The organism is Candidatus Methylopumilus turicensis, from assembly GCF_000953015.1.
Classification (GTDB): Bacteria; Pseudomonadota; Gammaproteobacteria; order Burkholderiales; family Methylophilaceae; genus Methylopumilus_A; species Methylopumilus_A turicensis.
In genome coordinates, this window is sequence record NZ_LN794158.1 from 1,221,236 (window position 1) to 1,244,737 (window position 23,502).

The following is a 23,502-nucleotide window of genomic DNA, read 5'->3' on the forward strand; positions in this document are numbered from 1 at the left end:
TGCTTATCCGGCCTGCTTTTTAGTGACTAAACCAACTTCAGTAATATCTAGTTTCTTACAGATGCCCAGTACTTCAGACACCTTATCAAAGTGCGCGACCGCATCCGCTTTTAGTACCACAGGCAAGCTTGGGTTGCCACTCTTATACTCCGCCAAGCGCTGCTCCAAGGTGGCCATATCCACTGGATAAGCGTCCAAATACACTGAGCCATCGCTGGTAATGGTAATGGCGCGCATCTTCGGCTTGGCTAAAGGCGCGGTTGCTTGCGTGACCGGCGTTTCCACCTTCACGCCCTGCACGGAAGCCGTCGTCATGATAATAAAAATCACAAGTAGCACGTAAGCCAAGTCTAACATCGGTGTAATGTTAATCTCGTCGTAAAGCTGGTTCTCTTCCTTGACGCCTTCAGACATATTGTCTGCCCCCGAATTGCACTGGCTTGTTGACGAACATGCTCACTGACATGCTTGCTAAAAAATCAGTCATTATTGCTTGCCGTACAACTCAGCAGTCCGCGTCACAAACTCATCCACAAAAATCTGCATGGCGATGGTAATGTTTTTAATACGGCTAGCTAAATAGTTGTAACCAAACAGCGCTGGAATCGCCACTGCCAAACCCGCCACCGTTGCTAACAACGCCGCCGCAATACCTGGCGCAATCGCGTTAACGTTCACATCACCCGCCGCTGCAATCGCCGCAAAAGTAATCATCACGCCCACCACGGTACCAAGCAGACCCAAGAAAGGACCCCCTGAAATCGCGATGGTGAGCAGCACCATGCCCGCATTTTGTTTTTGGGTTTCGCGCACTAAGTCAGCATCAATTGCCGCTTTAATCGCATCCATCGAAGCACCACTCAGCGCCAACTTTTCACCTGCTTGCTCACGCTTACGAATCTCACGCAACCCAGCCGTATAAAGTCGGTAAAGCGTTGAGTTTTCATAGTTAGCGCCCTTGTCTAATGAAAGCAAATCATTGCCTGCATTTTGAAAGCGCTCTAGGAATAGGGCATTGTCTTTATCGGTAATTGAAACCAATTTGGCTTTTTTAACCATCACCCAAGTACTAATCCCGAACATCACCGCCAAGATAGCAATCACCACTTTCGCGTCGATGGTTAAGCTACTAATCAGAATAGCGATGTAGTTTGGCTCACCATCACCACCCTCTTCATCGTCACCCGCTTCAATTTTTAACAGTTGACTATCCATGCCTTGTGCACTGGCGCTTAGCTTTAACCATTCAGCGCTTCGTGCCACATTAGCCATTTGCATTTCATCAATTTCGCCAGTAAAAGCATCACCCACTTTGATATTGCTTGATGCATCTGCCGCTAGCACATCGCCTGTCGCCACTGAGATACCGTTGATATAAAGATTTGCTTTGGTGCCATCCACGGTGAGCGCTACATGTTGCCATGTCGCCGCTTTAAGTTCACCGCCAGCCACCTTAGCTGCGCCCGCATTTAAGCTTAATTGTTGACCATCTGTTTTTAGACTTAAGACATCACCTAAGCTCACTAATGTTGCTGCTTGCGTAATGTTGGCAGGCTTAATCCAAGCTGACCATGTGTAAGCCGCTGCGCCTTTCAGCGCTGGAATAGCCGCAATGGTTAAAGGTTTGCCGTTAAATACTGCCGCCTCACCAAGTAATGCCGATTTTTGAACGGTGACTTCACCTGCCGCAACTAGTGCGCTCGCTGAGCTATCTTGTAGGAGTGCTTTTTCTGCAAAGTGAAAGGCTGCAACCGTCGTTGCATCCCAAGTGGATTTAGCATCTGCGCTTACTGTGGCTTTTTCGTTGCCTGAATAGACCCAGAAATGTGCCTCTTTATCTGCCGCGTCAACCTTTGGTAACTGCACCCAAATGACGGCCAACTCATTTACCGAGTCGTATTTTTCAATATGAAATTTCAGTTCCGTTTTGTCATCTGCCGCAATAAACCGCAGATCAGAGCCATCCACATTCGCAGCGCTAAAATCAAAGTTGCCTGAGTGCAAACGGACCACCACAGGAAACTGTACTTGAGCAGGGGTCACACCTACGGCATTAATGCTAATCTTTTTTTGATTTGCCCAATCACTGTTCCAAGCAGCTTGCGCTAACAAAGGAAGAATCAAGCACGTGGCTAACACACATAATTTTTTTATCACTTAAAGCTCTCCTAAAACAGAATACGAAATATAGGGATTAAATGTTACGGTAAGATGAAATAGGGCTAGTTAATTAGACTTTTAATACATCCGCTGTTAGCGCTCTATTTTTGAATCTACCGATTAACTAATCTAGTTAATTAAACAACTCAAAAAATTAGCGCTATAAATACAGCGCTAAAAAATATCCCCTTGGCAAGGCTCAGCCCTGATTGTCATTAACGACTTAGTCACCCAAACCAATCACCTCAACAGAAATTAAGGATGGCATAGGCGTTTTGACAGTGCTATTGGTCGTTGCTTGGCGCGAAATATCACTTGCAATCGACTTAGTTGCATCGGCCGCCGCATTAGAAACACCCGTCATTGCCCCAGCCACACTGCCAGTACTTGCCACAGGCACTCCGCTTGAAGTACCCGAAACAGAAATGTTATTTGCACCTAACACTTGCGTTGCCACTGCCAGGAAGTTACCTGCAGCAATCCCCGCCTCACTGGCATTGAGAATGCCGCGTGGCGCAATCAATGCAACGCTGCCTAAAGGTGGGGCTATTTGCACGCCAGTCGGACCATCAGGATCATAGGTTTGTGCGCGAATACCACTACCCGCTGCTGCGCCTTTTGCCTCAATAGTCGTTTTACCATCAGCATTTGTACTCACAACTCGCTGCGGCACTGAAAGCGCTGTTTTAGATCCACGACCAGCATCAATATCGCCGTTATTTACCCACACCGTAATATCGCTGCCGTACTGGGTAATAATTTTTGATTGCTCCACTTGGAAACCAGTTTCTGCAAAGGCTCTAATCGCCCCACCACGCTCGGTCACAATACCAATATTGTTGCCTGAGGATGTTGGAACACCCGCATTAATAAAGCCACCCGGCGTCAGAATATCCACACTGCCATCTCGACTAGTACGAATCTGGCTGTTATAAAGCGACAAATCCCCTTTGTAGTTACGATCGGAAGGGAACAAACTAGCAATCGCTTTATCACCCCTATCGTGGTTTTGGCTTTCAGCATAACCTTTACCCGATGCGAGCAGTTCAGATGAAAAATGTCGATAGGCAAAAATTGCTTGCCTATCAAGATCAATCGCCAAATATTGTGTCATTGCGGCATCTTCAGACAATGAAGCGTCACCTGTCATATTGCGTATATAACTCGCGACTGCTTTTTTAGTATCACTTTTGTATGCAGCCAATAAAGTAGGGTTGTTTTGCAATGTGCTAGGACCAGAGCCATTAGGATTAATATAGCTCTCAATATAGTCAGCAACAGAAGACCCCAAAGCACCCGCACCTGCAAGCACAGTCAACGAAGCCCCTTGAATTGGTAATGCAGGATTTAAAGTATTCGCGACCGCCGAGATACCTTGGCTTGCACCTAAGCTTACATTGCGACCTGCTTCAATGAAAATTTCGCCAGGACCAGCTACTTGAATTTTTGATCCCTGAGTTGTTGGCATCACCACATCACGGCCCGCTTGAATCACCGAAAGGTCTTGGCTAGCGTTATGTTGAATACTTGCATTAATTGATACATCTTTACCAGCAAAAATGTCTAGTGCTTTAGCTGAGGACAAACCAAAGCTTCCAGATGCGCCAGGCATGCTTATCGAGCCATTTTTAGCGACCACTACCAATGAGGCACTATCGCTTAAATGTACTGCACTTGCCGCATGACCATCTCTTAAGTAATTAACTGCTGCAGGAATCTTAGAAGCGTCAGAAATAGGGTTCAGCACACTTGGAAGAATATTAACATCGGCATCCGACATGCCAATTAGGCTAGTACCAATGGTGCTAACACTCCCAGAAGCAAGCAAATTAAGATTCCCATTTGGGGCGGGGGATAAAACTAATCTTCCCAGCCCAATATTGCCTGCAAATGAAACGGCCTGCACATCCCCCGGCAGAACCTCTAAAGCAGTCGGAGCCTTAGAAAAGTTAGGTAGTCCAGTAGATGTTTTACTAGTGATATTGGCTGTTGCCGTTAGCCCCAGAGTAACGTCGCCATATATCGAACTGACATCAACAGTGCTACTTGGGCCATAGGTCATGAAAAACGAATTACTTCCATCCACACTAAGTCCATTAGACGCATTAACACTAGACTGAGCCCACATCGTAGGATTAAAAATTGTCTCAATAGCTACGCCTTTCACCGCAGAAACTTTAGCACTCGCATCTTGTAAGGCTAATGTAGTTCCAAAATTACTGGTCGCTGAGGTGATTTTTCCGTCAGCGAATAAATCAATATTTCCTTTACCAGCAAAGTAAATGCCGCTCGCAATACTCCCACCAGCTTTTACAAATAAACCTCCCCCGCCATTAAAGCTCAAATCACCCGTTCCACTAAATCGAGCGGTTGTAGGCACCGAAGCAGAAAAGTTGGTGATATTGCCGCCCGCATTTACAGTGACATCCCCACCACCCAATGCGGCGACGCCCTGCTTAAATAGGTCTGGTCGCAGCCACCAGCTCACATTTTTATTCCCAGTACCACCGCCTTGACGGAATAGCCATTGGCTAATCAGTTGCTGGCTACTTCCTGAAGCAATTTTTCCAGTAATGTCGCCTTGTACATTAATGTTAATATCACCCCCCTTGGTCAAGTAGCTTGCAGCAGTTGTGGTTGATGGATTAGAAAACCCAGCAAAAGTATCAGCAGCTTTGCCTACGGTATAAATTACTGAACTGTCATTGCCCATTGTCAAATTACCACCTGCAGCAATATTAATTTCACCTGTCCCAGTTCTAATTAATTTGGTATTTGCTAGGTTAAAGTTACCCTTTGTCGCATCGGCACTTTTCATCGTGCTCAACTGATTCGCAGATGACAAATCTGCACCAGCAACTAGGTTAAAGTTAAAGGTATTCCCTGTCTGCAATACTGAATTCGTTGCTACGCCATTAAATCCATCGCTCAATGTGCCGTTAATGTTGAGATTATTATTCGATCTCAAGGTCAATGTACCGCCTTTGCCAACTTGTAAAACACCAAAAGCTCGCATATTCAAATCAGTCGCTGTAGCTCCAACGGTTAAATCTACTAGAGCTGATGTTGCACTGCTCCTCACCTCTATATTTGGCAATATGGTGACATTCGCCCCATCTTGAGTTGTATAAATACCCGCACCAGGATTAGCTGTATAGAAAGCATTTGTGTCTGTCACAATATTCGGTGTGGTCGTGTTAAAACTAGTGCTTGTATAAACTCTCACGCCTTCAAGTCTTACGTTCTCAGCACCTTTAACAGTAGCAGTTGCGGTTGTGTCAACATTCACAGTATTAGCGGTACCAGAAGTACCACGGTAGGCACGCATTATCACACTGCCTTTTTCACCAAGAGTTGCGCCTTGCTGATCTCCACTCACATCGATGAGTGCAACACTTTCCGCAGAAATGGCTGAAGTACTAGCTTGAGATAAGGAAGAAAGTAAAACCTTACCGCCTGCGCCAACAAAACTATCCCCGGCAACCAATGCCTCCCCAGTCCCTTTAGCGAGCAATTTTGATCCTGTTTTTAAGGTCAAATTATCGCTAGCATACATCTCAATCTTGCCACCATTACTACCGCTTGCATCCACAGTACCTAACACATCAATCTTGCCAGCATCTGCGCTTAAGATGACATGCTTAGCGGTGACCGTATCTCCGGCAGCAATGGTGATATCTCCAGTACGCACTCTCAGGTCTCGCAAGTTCGTAAAACCACCCGTATTGAGGGCTGTATTGAGTGAAGTAAAGTTTGGCAAAGTCAAAGCATTCGCATCAAGCACAAAATCACCTGCTTTATTGCCAGCAGATGCAAGCCCTTTAAGACTGCCATTAACCGTTGCCGAATGTTTAGATATGATATTGATACTGCCAGCATCGCCACCAACCTCACCCAAAGCTTGTTTACCAGAGACATCCACCAAGCCACCAGACTCAACAACAACATTACCTAAATCTGTCTGCAGAGTAATCTTGCCAGCAGGCGTGTACTCAGTGTATTTATCAAACTTAACGGGGACTGACGTTGCTTTTAATTGTCCAGTAGCGCTGACCGTGAGATCGCCTGCGCTGGCTTTTGCGATCAACCGACCGCTAGGTAAGTCAACTTTACCGCCTAGCGTTAGCGTCGATGCTGTCATTGTTAACTTGGCACCTAAGCCACTTGCATCCACCAAAGCCGCCTGTGTAGTTGGTAATACAGTCGTCATCGCACCTGTTGCGGCAATAGTAAAATCAGCAGCAGAAGCAGCAGAGATACGAGAGCTTTTGAGGCTGGTGGTCGTTGCGTTAATATTAGTGGTGCCGAGCCCAGCAACCGTGATCTCTTTGGCTGCATTTAATTGGACTGCGTCAAAGCCCGTGACAGCCGTACTAGTGTTAGCAACACCCCCAACAAGCTGAATGTTATTAGCATTAATTTCAAGCTGGCCAGCTAAGATAGAATTTAACGACTCGGCAACTGCGCCCAGTGAGTTTTTAAGGACGAAGTTATTAGCACTGAGTTTCGCGGTTTGATTCAGAGCCATGTGTCCGGCGATAGCACCAGCATTCAAAGTAAGATCAAGCGCCTTGTTTCCAAGGTCAACTGCACCATAAATATCTATATTCTCATAGCTGTTCAGTGTCACCTTAGCAAGCTGCCCAAAACTGGATAGCAAATCATTGCTGATTTTTAACCCTATGTCATTGCCACTGTCTCCAAGAAGAATACGACCAGCACCCAGTGATATTGAACCTGCATTTGATACAGTGACTGTGCCAGCCAAGTTTGCTGTATCTCTAGAGTCCAGCACCATAGAGCGACTCGCCGATATATTAGAGTCCGCCGCAATGCTTAGATCACCAGTTGCAGTGTTGCCAGTGCGCTCCAGCTCCAAATCATTTGATGATGAAACTGCAAGTAAAGCCCCTGTACCAGTCGTTTCTAGTTTACTACTACCTGTCGATTCACTTGCTGAAGCCGTGCTAATACTTGCCCCAGCTGCTACCGTAAGTGTGTCAGTAGAGGCAGCAATGAGCTCTTTCACCAACAATTTATTTTCGTTGTTGTTTGCGAACTCCAAGTTACTTGCCCCAGCAGTAATTTGGGTTGATCCATCATCTTTTGCTGTGCGCGTACCGCCTAATAACAAACTTTCGGCGTTTAAATTATTTAATGATGCGGCCGTCAGCTGGAGAATACCTGACACATCAGCGCCTTTTGTACCAACCACTTTAATAGAGTTAGAAGTAATGTCCACCACACCGCCTCGGGAGGTCTCCGCTTTATTCGTTAAAACGGAAGCGTCTAGCACCAGGTTATTGGATGCAGCAATCACTAACTGGCCTGCGTCAGAGGAAATTCTAGGAATAGCAAGGCCTGAATCTTGAGCTAATTTGCTAAAAAATTGGTTCCCATAGGTGAGCCTATACTCTGATATCGCTTTAGAAACGCTGCCTTTAGGTGTATTGAAAATACTCGCATCTGTTATCTTAAAAGCATTGTAATTGGTATCAGTGTACCCACCATTTGATTTATAAGTAGATACCAATGTTGAACCATCGACTTGAAGTGCACTGGTTGCCTGCGTGATCGCTTTAGTGGAAGTTTGCACCATATAAGCACCAGGCAATAAGGCATAACGTGCTGGCAATAAAGCGTAGTCGCCATCGGCTAAACCCTTCACGCCAGCAATATGAATGCTATCGCCAGCATTAATACCTATACTGGGCTGGGTATAGTTGTAATCAAATGGTGCGTATTCGCCCTTTTTAATATTGGGCAGCACTGCAAAAGTACCTGCCTTAGCCAAGATATCGCTTGAGCCGCCTATGCCCTGAATCCATTCATACGCTAGCGTGTCGCCACCGCCAGAAATATCAATAGTTGCGCCAACATTCATCTCGACGGCAGGTGCTGAAATACTGACTTGCTTTGCTGTTATTTTTTTTAGCGCAACATCATTTTCATTTGCAACCGCTTGTTGCGTTGGCTCGGTGATGTCTAGACCTCCGAGGCGGGTTAAACCGTAAGGAATCATTTGCCCTTCAGCAGACACAGAGGTCAAACTTCCCGCATCAAAAATCAGCTTTTTATTGGCATCTAACACAATCTGCCCAAGTGGCGCACGCAAAGACCCGCCTTGAATAATATTGTCGGCCTTCAATGTCAGCAGCCCTGAAGCTGATAAAGGGATTTCGGTTGCCCTAATACCACTCGACTTAATTTCTATACTGCTATCAATCCCGATCGTCTCAAAACGAAACTTACCATTAGTGACTGGATATATTTGACGCCCAGTCAAGGTTAAGGCCCCATTTGTTAATAGTGAAGCTTCTGTAGCCGCTTTTAAACCACGACCACGAATATCCAGCTGGGCATTAAGTTTTGTTGCACTCACCCCTGCGAAAGCCACATCGCCAATCAAATCTATCCACTGCCCATTGAGTTGTAACTCCCCCCCCCCCTGATGAAGGCCTTACTGAAGATGCACCACCCACTGCAATATAATCTGCACTTAAATTAGCAGTGACGTTATTAGCTACTTCAAGCAAGCTAGTTTTGAGGATAAGCGAGTTTTGTAACTTCAAATTTAATGTATTAGCAATTAAAATCTTGTCACCCTGCCCACTTCGATCAACATCTAAGGTCAGTTTTCCAAAACCGGCATCAGCAATCTGCTGTGCGGAAATAAGGCCAGAGGAGATAACGCCAGAACCATTAAATGCAGTTAATGTGCTGTTAACGTCAATATTTAAACCACGAACAACCTTGCTTGGCGTTAGCTCAAATATACGAGCGCCGTTGGGATAAACACCCGTTGAATCATCACTGCCTGCGAAAGTTATACTTAAAGATCCATCTGCGCCAGAAGCTGAAGCTGATGCTTTCATATCACCATCAAGCACCATGCCATTACGCCCAGCGATGCTAATACTGCCGGCCGAACCATTCAGTATTTTTCTGGCATATCCAGCCTGAAGGGCTTCATCCACTTCCCCTGACACACCGCTTACATCAAGCAGGCTCCCTTCTTTAAGCACAACCACCGCTCGGTCACCACCATTTAAGCTAATACTTCCAGCTTCTGATACTGCTGCTTTAATGAGGCCATTATTACTTGGCGTCACGGCATAATGTCCTTTTGCGCTTAACAGAGCCTGAGAACCTACAAAAATGCTCAATTTATCATCATATTCAGGATATTGACTCATTGTACTTAGCAAATCAGCGCTAATAACGCCTGCTGGTGTAATGAGGCTACCCAAGAGGGTCATTTGCTCATTTGATTGCAGACCAATACTTCCGCCAGCACCTGAATTAGGCGCATCTAACTTCACGGTAGCATTCTCTTGAAGCGTTAACTTACCAAATGAATTAAAAGTGATGGATGCAGGTTTTCGGAGATAACTCGCTGGCAATATTGGACTCGCCACAATGCTCATATCAGCGCCACTTAATAAAGACCGATAGCCCGCATTTGTCAGTAGCGTTTGTGTTTGCGGGAGAATCGTTGTCCTTGTACCTGCAAAATCACCAATCAAAATAGAGGAATCTAAATAACTGGTCTTAATGTTGTATTGACTAAAACCACCCTGACCAAAAAAGCTTTCAGGCAACCATAATGTGTTCGCGATGTCCAGAGCCGCTGGAGATTGACCACCCACTTGAATATTTCGATAGGCAGTTAAAGCAAGACTTCCTCCCTTGCTAAAACCATAGGCCGAAGTGATTGTATCGCCAAGACTAGCAACCCCAGTAAGCGTAATGCTTCCGCCTTTACCACCATTCAATAGCTTACTACTGTTTAACCAAGCGCCAGCGTTCGCCTCAATGCGGACACCTTGTCCGATAGAGAGTCCTCTATTATTAATATCATTTTGTGCAATCGTAATCGTGCCAGCATCTGTCACAACATTATTTAGAGTGGCACCAGCAATGCCCACTGTGTCGTTAGTATAAATACCAGAGGTACTTATGTTTACATTGTCACCTAAACTTGTATCGCCCCCTTTGATTGCTATCATACCGCCAGGCGAAGTAATACTCGCATTGACGTTAATCTGCCCCATAGTCTGTAGCTCAACACTGCCTTTGGGTGAGAGTTGAATAGGCGCATCTACGGCAATATTTCCCGCCAAAGCATTTAAACTGAACCGACTAAATCCACCTGCAGATGCGGTTTTATCTGTTGAAAACATGGTTGTCTCAACTTGAATGACACCAGGTGTGAGCGAGCTTCCCAGCCCAAATTTTTGAGAGGCAGTATCGAGCTCACCTACAACTGAAAAATTACTCGACAGGATATTGTTATTGTCAGTCACAAATCTAAAGCTGGGCGAATCCCCTGCAGCTGGATTGAGCGTAAAAATAAAGCTTCCTCCCAGCACTTGACCATCACGCTGGTAATAACCCTCTTTTTGAAAGCCTCTTAAATCAGCGGCTAATAGCGCATTTGTGGCGACAATATTGACAGCCCCTGCATCCCTACCATTGGCGTAAGCCTGATAGAATTGACCATATTTATTGCCAAGATCCCAGCTTCTGGTGACCCCCCACTTTTGGTCGGTTACCGAATAAATATCCGCAAACCCTTCATAGGGCGTATTTTTATCTGCCGCAGAAATGGCAATATTATTGCCTTTATAGAGTATTTGACTCTCGCGTACAAAGCCTGACTCATAAGTCACAGTTCCGCCAGAAACATCCACATTCGAGCCCTTTGCTAGGATCACATCGCCTAGACTATTCTCAAATTTTACAGTACCTGCTTTTGACATCACTTCAGCAATGGTAACGCCTTTAATCGCTTTGGCGGCCTCAAGCGCATCGGCAGCAATTAAGTCTGTGCCCTTGCGAGCATCCACATAAATCGTCTTACCCAAAAAATCAGTACCGCGCAATAAAGGCGTGTCTTTTAACTGCTCAGAATAGAGCTGAATCTCCAACTGATTTCTTGACATAGGTGCAGTAGCATCTAAACCCGAGACATCAATAGAAGCATCACTGCCAAGATAAACACGGGTTGCAGAAACAGCGTCTGCAGCAGAGTTTTTTAGATCTGTTGATAAACTAGGATTGAATTTGGCAATGGCACTTACATCTCCACCATTCGCGACAATACTGCCATTAATATTAATGACCCCACCACTCAACTCCACCTTCGATGATCCTAACACCTTATTTCCTGAAGTATCGGTCAATTGAGATGTGAGAATTTCTTCTTTATCTGCCACTTCTACATCAATCTTAGTGACGCTATTATTGGCTAAAGTCAGCACACCACCACGACTAGCGACAGCTTGATTTTGTGGGACAGTCACAGTATCGCGCGCTAACAACTTAACAGAACCATTAGCCCGCACCGACGTGGACGCTGAGATTCTACCTTGCTGGTTGACCGCTAAGCCAACCATCGTGACATTACCCAATTTCGAGACGATGTCACCCAAATTGGTCGCAGTGCCACCAGTATCTACCTCAACCAACAGGCCTGCAGGGTCAGTACTGCCGGAAAGATATACTTTTTGTCCTGCCGCCAAGATGGTTTGGCCTTCAGGGGTGTGGATGATGCCATCATTACGGACATTGGGCGCCAGCAGCATAATGCGACCACCCGCACTTGCATTCAGATTTGCGCCTGCATCTACTTGCACAAATCCTGTGGTGCCTGAAAATGATGGGTTTTTAGGATCAGAGATGACCCCGTTTTTAAATAATGTATCGGTAAGATTAAGCGAGCTTGCGGTGAGCGATCCGACATTAATTTGTGCACCATTGCCAAAAATAATGCCATTGCTATTAATAAAATACACATGGCCGAGCGCATTGACATTACCAGCAATACTGCTTGGATCAATACTATGAATGCGATTGAGGGCAGACCATGATGCGCTTGCTTGATTGAAGTTCAGCGTTTCGCCATTGGATAAATTGAGTTTTTCCCAATTCAAAATGGCCTTAGGGATATTTTGATTAATATCCATGACTGCACCATTTTTTACGTAAGTGGCACCTTCCCAAGAGGCTGGGTTCCCTGCTGGCACTAAGCCCCCAGTTGGCATCAACCCATCCAAAGCGTCAGCCATACTTAAACTAGCGGATAAAGCAAGACTGCTGGCCATCATGACAGCCAACAACCGTCTGCGGCTACGGGCAGCGCTGGAAGAAGCCTTGCCAGCATGGCCTGAGGCCGTTTCTGCCGCTGGAACGAACATGCCCAGATGCTTGCTATACACTAATCTAAATACGTTTTTATTCATGAAACACCTTTTAGACACATACCATCAAATGCACTTAAAGAATCTAATTTTAGAATCTAAAATTGTAAAATCTCAATTTACAGAACCCAAATTCAGCTAGCTAACAATACATCTAGCGATAGCTTGCCAGCCCATTTACCAATCGTAGCCGACACGGAAATGCAACCTTGTGTCACCTTCAACCACTGGGCCGGCACTCCGTAAAGCCTTTGCAAGCTCAACCTGGGCAAACATTTTATGCCAGCCTTTAAGACGCAAACCAAGGCCGTAAGAAGCTAAATTAAAAGTATCGGTTTGTTTGGGGAGCGGGTCGTTCACGCTTAAATGCGCAGCATCATAGAATGCAAGGCCATGCATATCGGCAATTTTGCCGGAGACATATTTAGCAAGTGGCGGCGTGCGCAGCTCAAAAGAGGTATTAATCCCCTGGTCGCCAAATGCTGAAGATTCCAAATAGCCCCTTACCGTGTCTAAGCCCCCTGCCACAAATTGCTCACTTGAAATAAGCGGCTGGTTTGACAATTGACCATTGACGTTGGCATACACCTGCCAGCCTTTGTATATGTTTTGAGTGTGCTTAAGCCCAGCACGAATATAAGCAAAATCTGACTGCGCTAAATAGCGCTTATTGGCAAACTCTTGTTCATCGTTACCCAAGCCACGCACTGAAAAAGTCACGCCAGTATTCAATTGCGTGGTGCTATCTTCGCCTTTAAGCGTGGCATCGTAGCCCATATTAAAAGGCGTGTATGCGATAGGCGTATTAAAACTATCCGAGCCCAGCACACCCACTGTTTCTTTAAAGTCTTTATAGTCAACACCCAAGGTGAGGCTGTGATAGTAAGTTTTTAGCGCTGGCAAAGGATGGATATAGCGCATGCCGACGATATTACCGTTACCGATCACTTTGTAGTCGCCCACTGCACTGATGTTACTTTTTGAAACTACGCCATACATCACCCAATAATCCCCAGCATAAGGAATCATATAAGTGCCTGAAACCACTTTAGTTTCGTTTAAATCTTCCGGCGTCACCTGAAAGCTCATGTTTAAACTATGGCCTGCTTGCCATAGATTGTCATAACGCATATAGCCGCTCAAGCGGGTTTCGGTGGTGTTATTGGAATAGCGGTTATTAAGCTCAATGCCGTTATGAAAAGGCAAGCTATCTTGCACTTTAAGATCCACTTCCACCTTGCCTGGCGTTTTGGATGGACGCAAAATGGGCGTTACACTTCGATCAGCGCTCCCATTGACAGCAGCCATTTGTTTTTGAATTTGGGTGAAGTTAGGAATAGTGCCTTCGGCAAAGTCTGGCACCTTATGCTTAATAGCGCCTAGCGCATAATAATGAGCGCCAAGCACGCGTAATTTTGCCACTTTGCCTTCTACTACCTCAAGCTTTACCACGCCCGAACCAACATCTTGTTCAGGAATATTCACGAGCACCGTCAAAAAGCCTGCGTCATGAAAGGTTTTTTCTAACGCCCCGCGCGCTAACTCTACGTCGTCTACACTTTTGGCTTCACCAAGAAAAGGATAAACGGCTTGCTCGATATTGTCAGTCGACAACACCGTATTGCCTTGAATTCGGTATTCCATAATGTCGAATACATTTTTTTCAGCTTCTGCATATGCAGCTAAGCTCAGTATCAACATCGGAATTAATAATAAAATTCGCACCTGATTTTTCTCAATCTTCATTGTTTATTGCCAGCAGCACTAAAAATGACTGCTTGATGGATAGTACTTAACATTCAGGCTAATTTTAGTTACCTTACGTTACATTAAAATGACATCTCAATATGAGTAAACGCACCCTTGCAAGCAAGGGTGCGTTTACATTTACAAAACAGCTATAAAAGCCTGCTAAAACTATTTCTTAGTAGTACAATTGCATAGGTGCGCAGTTGTTACCGAACTTAGTACCTTTAGCAACAAAAGTACCAACTTCACATGCTGAACCACCCATTGGAGACAACGCCATACCGCGACCTACATCAGTACAAGTTGCTGGATTACCTAAACCAGTTGCAATCTCGCCAATTAATGTTTCTGCATAAGTACCTTGAGCTGATGCCGGAACGAACGTGTTCATTTCCATTACAAATTTGTAGCTACCGTTAACCATCGTAGCGCGTGCAGTTGTTGTATCGCCAGCCTCAGGGTGAACGCCATCAATCTTGACATATTTGTAAGCTGCAGCCGGTAGATTTTCTAGTGAAACAACACCTAGGCCAAAGTTTTGTGTTGCATGGCTATTAATTGTTGTCAAAGCTGTTCGAACACCTGAAGTGCCAGACTGCTCAGTCACTGTAAATGTATCTGATGCTTGAGCAACAGTAGCTGGAGAAGTCTGACCTGCTGGAGCACCTGATGCACATGGGTTATTCAAGAAGAATGCATTTGATGAAGCTTGTGTACCTGATGTACCAGTACGACGCACCAAGTTAACATTTTTACCAGTACCAGCAGCACCTAAGATTGGAGCCCAATCAGTTTGGTAGCCACCACCATTTTGCACGATCGCTGCATATTGTGCAGAAGTAATATTAGGTGCATTCGTTGGGCTGAATGATGCATCTGCAGAATCCGCTGCTGCTGTTGATGCATAAATACCTTGCGCCACTTGAAGCGCGCGGTAAAGTTTTGTTGTTACAACAATACCAAAAGCTTGTTGTACGTTTGTTGCAGATTCAGTACCGTAAGCGCTGACGTCATAACCCCACAATTTTGCTTCAACATCTGAGAAACCACCTTGTGGTAACGCTGGTGCTGAGTCAGCCAAAGCAGCTGCAGTACCGCGATTACAATTGAATGACACAGGAATCGTAGTCGCGCCACCAGTTAAGTATGAAGGGTTATTTGTTGGTGTGTAAACACCAGAGCCACTACATGTTGCTGTACCAACGTTTTTAACGCGTTGCAAAACTGCTGGGAATGCTGAACCATCTGGAGCTGTACCAAGTGAAGCTGGCATATGCGGAGCATAAGCGTTGAAAGAACCACCGGATACTGTATGGTATAAAACTGTTACTGCACCAGCGCGTGTACAAGCGTAAGCATTAAAATCACCAAGACCACCTGGCTTACCCGCTGCTGTGTTGCTAGTGAAAATACTGACTGAGTTTGCATCACAACCACGTGCAAAGCTGTCAAATACGTTGAATGTTGGTGCTGAAGCACCTGACAACCAAACTTCTTGTAATGTACCTGCAGTACGTGCAGACACTACGTTTGCTTGCGTTACTGGCGCCGCAAATGCTTGACCAGCAACCAAAGTTGCTGCAACAGCTAATGCTAATTTAGTTAATTTCATTTTATGTCCTTAGATATTGTAATAAATAATTAAACTGATTTACGACGGCGAGCAATAAAGCCCATTAATCCAATACCAGCTAACATCATTGCAGTTGTATCCGCTTCCGGAACAGCTGCTACTGGTGCTGAAGCCACATAAGACAAAACACCATCAGCTGATAAGTTGAAATATGGATTAAAACCAGCATTGTTCAATTGTGTTGCTGTAACTAGTTGCAAGCCATTGCCAGCAACACTTGTTAAATTCCAAACATTTAAGTTTGTACCAACTAAACCGTTTGCATCTGAACCAAAGGCTCCAACTTTACCTGCATTACCACCGTAGGCAGATGAAACACCAACGTAAGCATTGCCGTTACTTGCATTATTAAAGCTACCGCCATCAGCAACGGCATTGTGTGATGCAGCACCATTGTTTGCATTGATGTAAACGTCAAATGATGACAATGCAGTAGTTAATGTTGAATTTGAAATACGAGCCATCACACCAGCACCAGTAGTGAACAATGACTGCGCACCAGCACCTGAACCCAATGCATCACCAGCAAACACAGCGTATTGAGCAGTACCCATGTTTGCAGCAGCTGTGAAAGAGTTCCATGCTGCTGACTGATCAACATTTGTTGAAAGATTCCAAGAAGCATCAGCAGTTTGAACGAAAGATTCCTTGGTGAAACCTAGATCGAATGTTGCAGAAACAGCACCTGTTGAATCAAACAATGACAAGATTAAACTTGAATTACCGCTAGCTGATGTTGCGATTGCAGCACTGGCTGGAACAGCAGCAACCAACGCTAGAGAAGCTACTAAAGCTTTAAATTTGAATTTCATAAAATTTCCTTTAAGAATACTACTTAAAAAAACAAAACATCACTTAAAATTTACGCGAAGTAGACTTTAAGGCGCTACTGTTAAATTTTTATGATGCTCATATAGTGCTTTCGGACTATATGCACGAACTTAGCTACTAAAATATTCAATCAAACATGAACCAAAAAATTAATACAAAAAACTTTTTTTGTTCATTCTTTGCACTATAAACATGAAGTATTGCAATAGTTTTATCAACGCCTAGTGCTTTCGGACTATAAAAAATAATTTTCTTTTACCTGATAATGATTCAATAAAACCGCTCAAATCCAAGCCCATTCTTAAGCCAATGATGAACTGAGGCCAGTAAATGGTGTGATGTGCAAAAACCAGCGATGTCACATTTGCGTCATTAAAAATACGTATGATTGCAATCCATCAATAAGATGATCCATCATAACAATCATGGCCTTTAGCAACGTGCTTTTGCCATACACAACATCTTTTATATATATAAGGAGTCGCCATGGTGACAAACAACTGTTTCTGCCGTCATATTATTCAGCGCGCATTAGCCATTTTATTCGCAAGCGTCAGCTTGCTGGCACACGCTGGCGTACAAGAGGATATTGCAACGATCCAATCAACGCTTGAAAGCAGAACGCCTCCAGTTAAAGCGAGGAGCGTGAAACCTTCGCCGATTGCTGGTTTATATGAAGTATTTGTCCAGGGCAATTTGATTTATACGGATAAAAACTTTTCTTACGTGATCGTTAATGGTGCGATGATGGACACGACGAGCAAGAAGAATCTAACTGAAGAAAGCTTAAAACAACTGACGACCATTAAATTTAGCGAGCTCCCTCTACAAAATGCGATTGAAATAAAAAAGGGTTCTGGTGCTTACAAGTTCGCAGTATTTAGTGATCCAGATTGTCCTTATTGCAAGTCGTTAGAAAGTGGCTTAGCAAAAGCTGGCATAAGCAATTACACCGCCTATATCTTTTTGCTTCCATTAAAAACCTTGCACCCCGATGCGGCGACAAAATCTGAATCCATCTGGTGCGCTAAAGATAAAGCGGAAGCATGGACTAATTTTATGGTGAAAGGCACAGCGCCAGAAAAGGCAAACTGTGACAATCCACTCTCTGCAAATGAAAAGCTTGCTGTTGAAATAGGTGTTTCAGGCACGCCTTCTATTTACTTAAAGAACGGCCATCAAACCCAAAACCCTCAAGAATTGGTGGCGGCGATAAAGGCGCATCAATAATCATCTGGCAACATCAATTTAGTGAGTCTGGTTAATCCCTACACCTAAGTGATCGTAATAAAAATAAGGACTCGCAACGTTGAGAAACAAAGCCGCAACATCCGAACCATTGAATGAAATGCTGATGAAAGGCTACGCTTTTCATCAACAAGGCTATTTAAAAGATGCGCAGGTGATTTACCAGCAGATTCTCAATCGGCAACCTATGCATTTTGATGCATTGCAGCTTGCCGGCGCGATTGCTTTAGAGACTAAGCATTATGAGCAAGCATTGTCGTTATTATCTAAAGCAATCAAGTTGCATCCTGATTATGGCTTAATACATTACAACCTTGGGATCGCCTTTCAAGCGCTCAATCAGTTTAAGTCAGCAATCTCATGTTATGACGAAGCCATTCGCCTCACCCCTGACTTTGCGAGTGCGTACTCTAATCGGGGAGATGCCCTTCAGGCCACAAATCAATTGCAGGCCGCCATCGACAGTTACAACCAGGCCATTGATCTAAATCCTGATTATTTTGAGGCTTATTCCAATCGTGGGAATGCGCTTCAATCACTCAAACAATATCAGGAGGCAATAGCGAGTTATGAAAAGGCCATTCGCTTAAATCCTCATTTTGCTGAAGCTTATTCCAATCAAGGTAACGTTCTTCAGGAATTGAAACAGTTCGAAACTGCGGTTGCGAGTTATGACCAAGCTATTCGCCTTAACCCCAATTATTTTGAGGCCTACTCCAATCGTGGGAATGCACTGCGCAAAGCTAAATTTTACGATATCGCGATCGCTAGCCATGCGCAGGCGATTAAGCTAAATCCCAATTATGCTGAAGCGTACTGCAATCGCGGCAATGTTTACTTGGCGCTAAGCAATTTAGACCAAGCTATTGTTGACTTCAATAAAGCGATTAACTTAAAGCCTCAATTCTTTGAGGCTTATTCGAACCGTGGCAGAGCATATCTAGAACGCCGCCAATACGATAAAGCCATGGCTGATTTAGACAAAGCACTCAGCATTAATCCCCACTATATTCCAGCACTGATACATCGCGGAAATACAATAAAAGACCTCAAGCCAATCAATTCAACTAGTGCCAAACAGGCAATGGCCAATTATGATAAAGCGATTAACATTGACCCTGAATTTGCTGACGCTTACTTTAATAAAGCCCTGCTTAAACTCTTATTAGGTGAATATGAAGAAGGCTGGGCACTTTATGAGTGGCGCTGGAAAGGAGGCGATTTAGCCTTGAGAAACTTTTCACAATCTTTATGGCTAGGTGACACAGCCATAAAGGATAAAATCATTCTGATCCATGTAGAACAGGGGCTTGGGGATGCCATACAATTCTGTCGCTACATCGCCATGGTTGAAGGACTTGCGCCTAAGCAAATTATCTTAGAAGCACCTGAAGCGATTATTTCATTGTTATCCACGCTAAAAAACGAAGTGACACTGATTAAGCAAGGTGATGCGATTCCAGAGTTTGATTTACATTGCCCAATGATGAGCTTGCCGCACGCTTTTAAGACGAATGTATCTAGTATCCCTGCAGAAATTCCATATGTATTTGCAGAAAAAAATAAAACCAAAGAATGGCGGGATAAATTAGGGCTTAAATCACCACTAAAAATAGGCCTTGTATGGTCAGGTTCTACCACACACAAAAATGACCACAATCGTAGCTTGCTGCTAAAGCAATTAACACCGCTCCTGGATCTTCCTTTTGAGTTTCATAGCTTACAAAAAGAAATCAGACCCAATGATTTAGATACATTAAATGCCTTAAAGCAAATACATCAACATCAAGATGCGCTGAATGATTTTTCTGATACTGCCGCACTAATTGAAAATATGGATTTAGTCATTTCAGTGGATACTTCGGTGGCGCATCTGGCCGGTGTCTTGGGTAAGAAAGTGTTTATTTTATTACCGTTTGCACCTGATTACCGCTGGATGCTAGATAGAAGCGATAGCCCATGGTACCCAACTGCAACCTTGTTTAGGCAACCAGAAATTGACGACTGGAAAAGTGTGATCCATCAAGTAAGGTTAGCGTTACATGATTTTGAACAAACGGATGATTAAGTTTAGCTGGGCTTAAATAGAGGAATATGTCATCAATTTATCACTAAGAAAAAGTAGCTAAAAGCCGATATTGCTCAAATATCGCTATTTAAGCAAGTTCATTTTATGCGCCAAGGTTGCAGCCTGTGCTCTATTCTCAACCCCTAGTTTAGAAATCGCATTATGCACATGGTTTTTAACCGTATTGATACTCACATAAAGGATTTCTCCAATTTCCGGGTTGGTTTTTCCTTTAAAAACCCAACGCAACACCTCAATTTCACGTGGTGATATTAGTTGCTTTTCGGTTTGAAACGTTTTTTCTATCAATTCTGATCGTTGTTCAATCTCGACAGGTTTATTCGCAGACTTACGTCTATCGTTCATCACCCTCAAAAATGCATGATGCATTTGCGGTACCAGCAATTGTAAAATATAAGCATGTCTAGGATTGGGCTCGCCGGCTATTCGAGAGAAACTAAAAAAGGTGATCACATCGCCTTCTTTATTGGAGAGGCCATGGGCAGCGATATTCCTAAGTTCCAATTGTTTTAGTACTTCTTCGCTCTCCACAAACGGCACCCGATAAGGGCCATGGTCGACCTCATCAAGGGTGTGGGAAACTAGTATTGGTCGAAGATCTTTTTTCCAAGCATCAATGACACGATTAACGATACCATCCTCGTAACCCGTGACAAGCCTTACATGCTGGTCATTCACATAACGGGTGCTCACAAAACTTTCAAAATGGAGCTGGGATTGACTTTTTAGACTGACGCCGCAAATCAATACTTCATGAGGAATCAAGGATTGTAATGAACCTTGCAACCATGAGAAAAACTGCTCGCGCTTATACACTCGAAGCGACTCTTCAAAAACATCCAATAGCAGTACGGATTCTTCTTCAGTTAAAGCTGGTTGAACATTAGCCATGAATTTTTGACAAATTTAAAAATTATTACAAGAATATACAAATTTAATATGACCTAAGCATGATGATTTTATTGCAGAAAAATTTCACTTTTGAGGTGACAGGGCTAGTTCTTATGGGGTGTTATGGGGTGTTATGGGGTGTTATGGGGTGTTATGGGGTGTTATGTTGTTCATGTTTCGACACGCGCACCACGAACGGAATATTCTCCAGAGAACTGAGTTTCTCTAGTCTGTTTTGGGCGCATATTAGGACATTCTCAATTTGCGACTGCAATCAAAAGCCTGCTTGGCACGAGCAACTAAATTGGGTGCAAGCACCCCAAGTTTTGGCTGATTGACGTATAACTGCCGAGGCGCTGTAACAAACCAAGTCGTGCAGTAAGCCAAATTGACTTGATGATTGCAGTCAAGTTTAGTAGCGGCGGCTAAGCTAGATATATTAAAACTTGCCCCATCTGTTTTTTGAATCTTAAATTCTGATGGATACAATCGATTGAGCTTTTTGGTTGCTCCATACACAACAGTGACAACGGTCTTATTGTTCCCATCAACACCAACTTCAATAACCAATGCGGGCCTTGGCTTGGGACCTCGTGCTCCTAATAAGTCGGGAAATAAACACCAAACAATGTCATCATTTGTTGGGACTGAACAATATCGCATTGGTATTAAGCACAGCAAATATGTGCTAAAGCAGATTATTCGTCCGTACAACGGCGTGGTTTACGCGCTGATTGAAAAAACATATCTCTCGTAGCCATGTCATCCGCCTGTCATTTTAATCAGCTATGTTAACTTCTTATGAAAATTACATATCAGCAAGCTATAAAATCAATTAAAGAATCGATTAGTGCCTTTTTGATGATGGCGACGCTCATGCCATTTTTAGCGCCACCAATCGCACAGGCTGATATTTATATTCAGCAAGATACAAGTGAGCAGATTGTGCTGACCAATATACTCAGTGATTCAGAACAGACAAATCAGCGTGTTCGCTATGAGCTGCTGATTGAAAATGAAATACGCTCGCTAAGCAACACTGAACATAACATCGCGAGGAATCCTCACAGTAATGAGGGTAATGATAGTTGGTCACGACAACAAATTAGCGATGCGGTAGCTAGCGCATCTGCTCAAACCGCTATTGATCCTGCTTTAATTCATGCAGTCATCCGAGTAGAGTCAAATTACAACGCCAGGGCTGTATCACGGCGTGGCGCAAAAGGCTTGATGCAATTAATGCCCAGCACGGCAAGGCGCTTTAATGTGACCAATCCTTACGACCCCGCACAAAATGTGTTGGCTGGGGCACAATACTTGCGCGAGTTGCATACCTTATTTAACGGCAACCTGACGCTAATGTTAGCCGCTTACAATGCGGGCCCTAAGTCAGTGAGTAAGCACCACATGAAGATTCCACCATTTATGGAAACACGTTTGTATGTGCCTAAAGTATTGAGTGTGTATAGACAATTGCGTGCTGGTTAGATCAACTTATTTGTACATCACTGTGCATTATTTAAGTAATAGCTATCAGGGGGGACAACCCCATGTTTCTTATAATAATCTAGCTTATCAAGACGACTAGATGAACTGTTTCCATCTGGGCTTACTTCTGCCGCTGGATTATTCGAATTGTTCTGCCTATCCAAGGCTTCTTGTTTAGCTCCGTTTTTTGAGTTATTTGCAAGATTAGATTCTGAACTGGTGATGGGACTAGGCGCGACTGGATTCGATAAACTTGATGAATCAACCGAAGTTTTTTGCTCAACACTTCCATTGCGCCCAAATATCCAATCCTTGTAGGTTTTTGCACCAACTAGTGAATCCTCTGCCACATTAAAGCCTTTCTGCTTATATGGTGCTAGCGTTGAGCGGCTATAAATCCCCACGATACGTCCCTGCTGAGTCACAAAGCCCCAGTCTGCTTTGCCTGTCATGGGGTCTAGATATATTTTACGCAAATGCCGTTTGATATTAGGCATGCGTTTGTCAAGCAACAAGTCATTGAGGCTTGCAGGATAAACCTTGGCGACGGTTGGCGAGCTTGCATAGTAGCTATTGATGGCGTTTCTAAATTCTGCACCCACAAATAGCAATTGCTTTTCTTTTTCAGCGCGCACTTGATATTGCCAGCTCATGCCTGCCACTGATAAGCCTAAGCCAGTGATGGCGATAAATAAAAGCAGGCCAATATAAGTGAAGCCATGCTGAAAATTGCTACTGAGTTGAGCTCGCATGATGTTCATCACCAATCGGCATAAGCTGTACCATCTTTAGCGTTACCTGTTGCGCCACTTTTAATATCAACAACAGAACCTGTCGTATCCAAACTTGGAGATTGCGTCACCCAGGTTTCAGTGCTTTCTGTGATGGGATCTATCGGTACCGCACGGATATACTTTTTAGTGACTAGCTCTTTAATTGATGCCGGATAACGGTCGTTATCCCCATAAAATTTATCGATCGCCACCCGCATGACGCTGAGCGACTGCTTCAATGTTGCCTCTTTCGCTTGTTCTACACTATGAAAATAGCGTGGCACGGCAATTGCAATCAATAAGGCGATGACGGTCATCACCACCATCAATTCAATTAGCGTAAATCCACGGCTTGTTTTTTTGGATGAGTAAGATACCCGCTGAGATTGAGACAAACCCTTGCATTTGATCAGTAACTTATTAATTGCTTTCATAGGC

General features: G+C 44.1%; 15 protein-coding genes. 4 read left to right on the forward strand and 11 right to left on the reverse strand.

From position 1 onward, the window contains the following. Positions 1 to 3: 3 nt before the first annotated feature. The 7 genes from BN1209_RS06155 to BN1209_RS06180 all read right to left on the reverse strand — a co-directional run bounded on the left by BN1209_RS06155 (position 4) and on the right by BN1209_RS06180 (position 16,556). Positions 4 to 414, reverse strand: a complete 411-nt coding sequence (locus BN1209_RS06155; RefSeq protein ID WP_045751403.1) for an ExbD/TolR family protein — start codon at positions 412 to 414, stop codon at positions 4 to 6. 72 nt (positions 415 to 486) lie between these two features. After that, positions 487 to 2,157, reverse strand: a complete 1,671-nt coding sequence (locus tag BN1209_RS06160) for a DUF2341 domain-containing protein (RefSeq protein WP_045751404.1) — start codon at positions 2,155 to 2,157, stop codon at positions 487 to 489. Between the two features lie 226 nt (positions 2,158 to 2,383). Further along, entirely contained in the window at positions 2,384 to 8,569 is a 6,186-nt protein-coding gene (locus BN1209_RS08905; RefSeq protein WP_052661112.1) for a filamentous haemagglutinin family protein, read from the reverse strand. Then, a complete protein-coding gene (locus BN1209_RS08910; RefSeq protein ID WP_082048414.1) occupies positions 8,523 to 12,404 on the reverse strand; it encodes a two-partner secretion domain-containing protein in 3,882 nt (1,293 codons plus the stop codon). Before BN1209_RS08910 ends, BN1209_RS08905 begins: the two co-directional genes overlap by 47 nt. Positions 12,405 to 12,539: 135 nt before the next feature. Continuing rightward, the gene (locus BN1209_RS06170; protein ID WP_045751405.1) at positions 12,540 to 14,108 is read right to left on the reverse strand and encodes a ShlB/FhaC/HecB family hemolysin secretion/activation protein; all 1,569 of its coding nucleotides are present in this window, start codon (positions 14,106 to 14,108) and stop codon (positions 12,540 to 12,542) included. 178 nt (positions 14,109 to 14,286) lie between these two features. Further along, positions 14,287 to 15,723 (reverse strand): hypothetical protein, encoded by a 1,437-nt coding sequence (locus BN1209_RS06175; protein WP_045751406.1) that lies wholly within the window; start codon positions 15,721 to 15,723, stop codon positions 14,287 to 14,289. 29 nt (positions 15,724 to 15,752) lie between these two features. Beyond that, positions 15,753 to 16,556: a PEP-CTERM sorting domain-containing protein gene (locus BN1209_RS06180; protein WP_045751407.1), complete on the reverse strand. Its 804-nt coding sequence runs from the start codon at positions 16,554 to 16,556 to the stop codon at positions 15,753 to 15,755. Positions 16,557 to 17,061: 505 nt separating this feature from the next. On the opposite strand from BN1209_RS06180, the gene BN1209_RS06185 reads away from it, so the two are divergent. Next, entirely contained in the window at positions 17,062 to 17,805 is a 744-nt protein-coding gene (locus tag BN1209_RS06185) for a DsbC family protein (protein WP_045751408.1), read from the forward strand. A gap of 79 nt (positions 17,806 to 17,884) precedes the next feature. Next, positions 17,885 to 19,891 carry a tetratricopeptide repeat protein gene (locus tag BN1209_RS08915; protein WP_052661114.1) on the forward strand — a complete coding sequence of 669 codons (2,007 nt, stop codon included), beginning with the start codon at positions 17,885 to 17,887 and terminating at the stop codon, positions 19,889 to 19,891. An 84-nt stretch (positions 19,892 to 19,975) separates the two neighbouring features. Here the strand turns inward: BN1209_RS08915 and epsA are convergent, their stop codons facing one another. After that, a complete protein-coding gene (gene epsA, locus BN1209_RS06195; RefSeq protein WP_045751409.1) occupies positions 19,976 to 20,803 on the reverse strand; it encodes an XrtB/PEP-CTERM-associated transcriptional regulator EpsA in 828 nt (275 codons plus the stop codon). Between the two features lie 246 nt (positions 20,804 to 21,049). Then, complete coding sequence (locus tag BN1209_RS06200) at positions 21,050 to 21,466, reverse strand: type II toxin-antitoxin system PemK/MazF family toxin (RefSeq protein WP_045751410.1); 417 nt, start codon at positions 21,464 to 21,466, stop codon at positions 21,050 to 21,052. On the opposite strand from BN1209_RS06200, the gene BN1209_RS09255 reads away from it, so the two are divergent. Beyond that, on the forward strand, positions 21,432 to 21,560 hold the full coding sequence (locus BN1209_RS09255) for a hypothetical protein (protein ID WP_269446871.1): 129 nt from the start codon (positions 21,432 to 21,434) through the stop codon (positions 21,558 to 21,560). The genes BN1209_RS06200 and BN1209_RS09255 overlap by 35 nt on opposite strands. 119 nt (positions 21,561 to 21,679) lie before the next feature. Beyond that, positions 21,680 to 22,291, forward strand: a complete 612-nt coding sequence (locus BN1209_RS06205) for a lytic transglycosylase domain-containing protein (RefSeq protein WP_231855124.1) — start codon at positions 21,680 to 21,682, stop codon at positions 22,289 to 22,291. 17 nt (positions 22,292 to 22,308) lie between these two features. On the opposite strand, the gene BN1209_RS09205 is transcribed toward BN1209_RS06205, so the two are convergent. Further along, positions 22,309 to 23,043, reverse strand: a complete 735-nt coding sequence (locus BN1209_RS09205) for a type II secretion system protein (protein WP_197539008.1) — start codon at positions 23,041 to 23,043, stop codon at positions 22,309 to 22,311. A gap of 8 nt (positions 23,044 to 23,051) precedes the next feature. Continuing rightward, positions 23,052 to 23,498, reverse strand: a complete 447-nt coding sequence (locus BN1209_RS06215; protein ID WP_082048415.1) for a type II secretion system protein — start codon at positions 23,496 to 23,498, stop codon at positions 23,052 to 23,054. Between the last annotated feature and the right edge of the window lie 4 nt (positions 23,499 to 23,502).

What these genes read in the sequence shown, in the direction of transcription:
- epsA (WP_045751409.1), bottom strand. Translation starts at nt 20,803, where the DNA reads ATGGCTAATGTTCAACCAGCTTTAACTGAAGAAGAATCCGTACTGCTA.
- BN1209_RS06180 (WP_045751407.1), bottom strand. Translation starts at nt 16,556, where the DNA reads ATGAAATTCAAATTTAAAGCTTTAGTAGCTTCTCTAGCGTTGGTTGCT.
- BN1209_RS09255 (WP_269446871.1), top strand. Translation starts at nt 21,432, where the DNA reads ATGTCATCATTTGTTGGGACTGAACAATATCGCATTGGTATTAAGCAC.
- BN1209_RS09205 (WP_197539008.1), bottom strand. Translation starts at nt 23,043, where the DNA reads ATGCGAGCTCAACTCAGTAGCAATTTTCAGCATGGCTTCACTTATATT.
- BN1209_RS06175 (WP_045751406.1), bottom strand. Translation starts at nt 15,723, where the DNA reads ATGAAATTAACTAAATTAGCATTAGCTGTTGCAGCAACTTTGGTTGCT.
- BN1209_RS08910 (WP_082048414.1), bottom strand. Translation starts at nt 12,404, where the DNA reads ATGAATAAAAACGTATTTAGATTAGTGTATAGCAAGCATCTGGGCATG.
- BN1209_RS06170 (WP_045751405.1), bottom strand. Translation starts at nt 14,108, where the DNA reads ATGAAGATTGAGAAAAATCAGGTGCGAATTTTATTATTAATTCCGATG.
- BN1209_RS06185 (WP_045751408.1), top strand. Translation starts at nt 17,062, where the DNA reads ATGGTGACAAACAACTGTTTCTGCCGTCATATTATTCAGCGCGCATTA.
- BN1209_RS06205 (WP_231855124.1), top strand. Translation starts at nt 21,680, where the DNA reads ATGCCATTTTTAGCGCCACCAATCGCACAGGCTGATATTTATATTCAG.
- BN1209_RS06215 (WP_082048415.1), bottom strand. Translation starts at nt 23,498, where the DNA reads ATGAAAGCAATTAATAAGTTACTGATCAAATGCAAGGGTTTGTCTCAA.
- BN1209_RS06200 (WP_045751410.1), bottom strand. Translation starts at nt 21,466, where the DNA reads ATGCGATATTGTTCAGTCCCAACAAATGATGACATTGTTTGGTGTTTA.
- BN1209_RS06155 (WP_045751403.1), bottom strand. Translation starts at nt 414, where the DNA reads ATGTCTGAAGGCGTCAAGGAAGAGAACCAGCTTTACGACGAGATTAAC.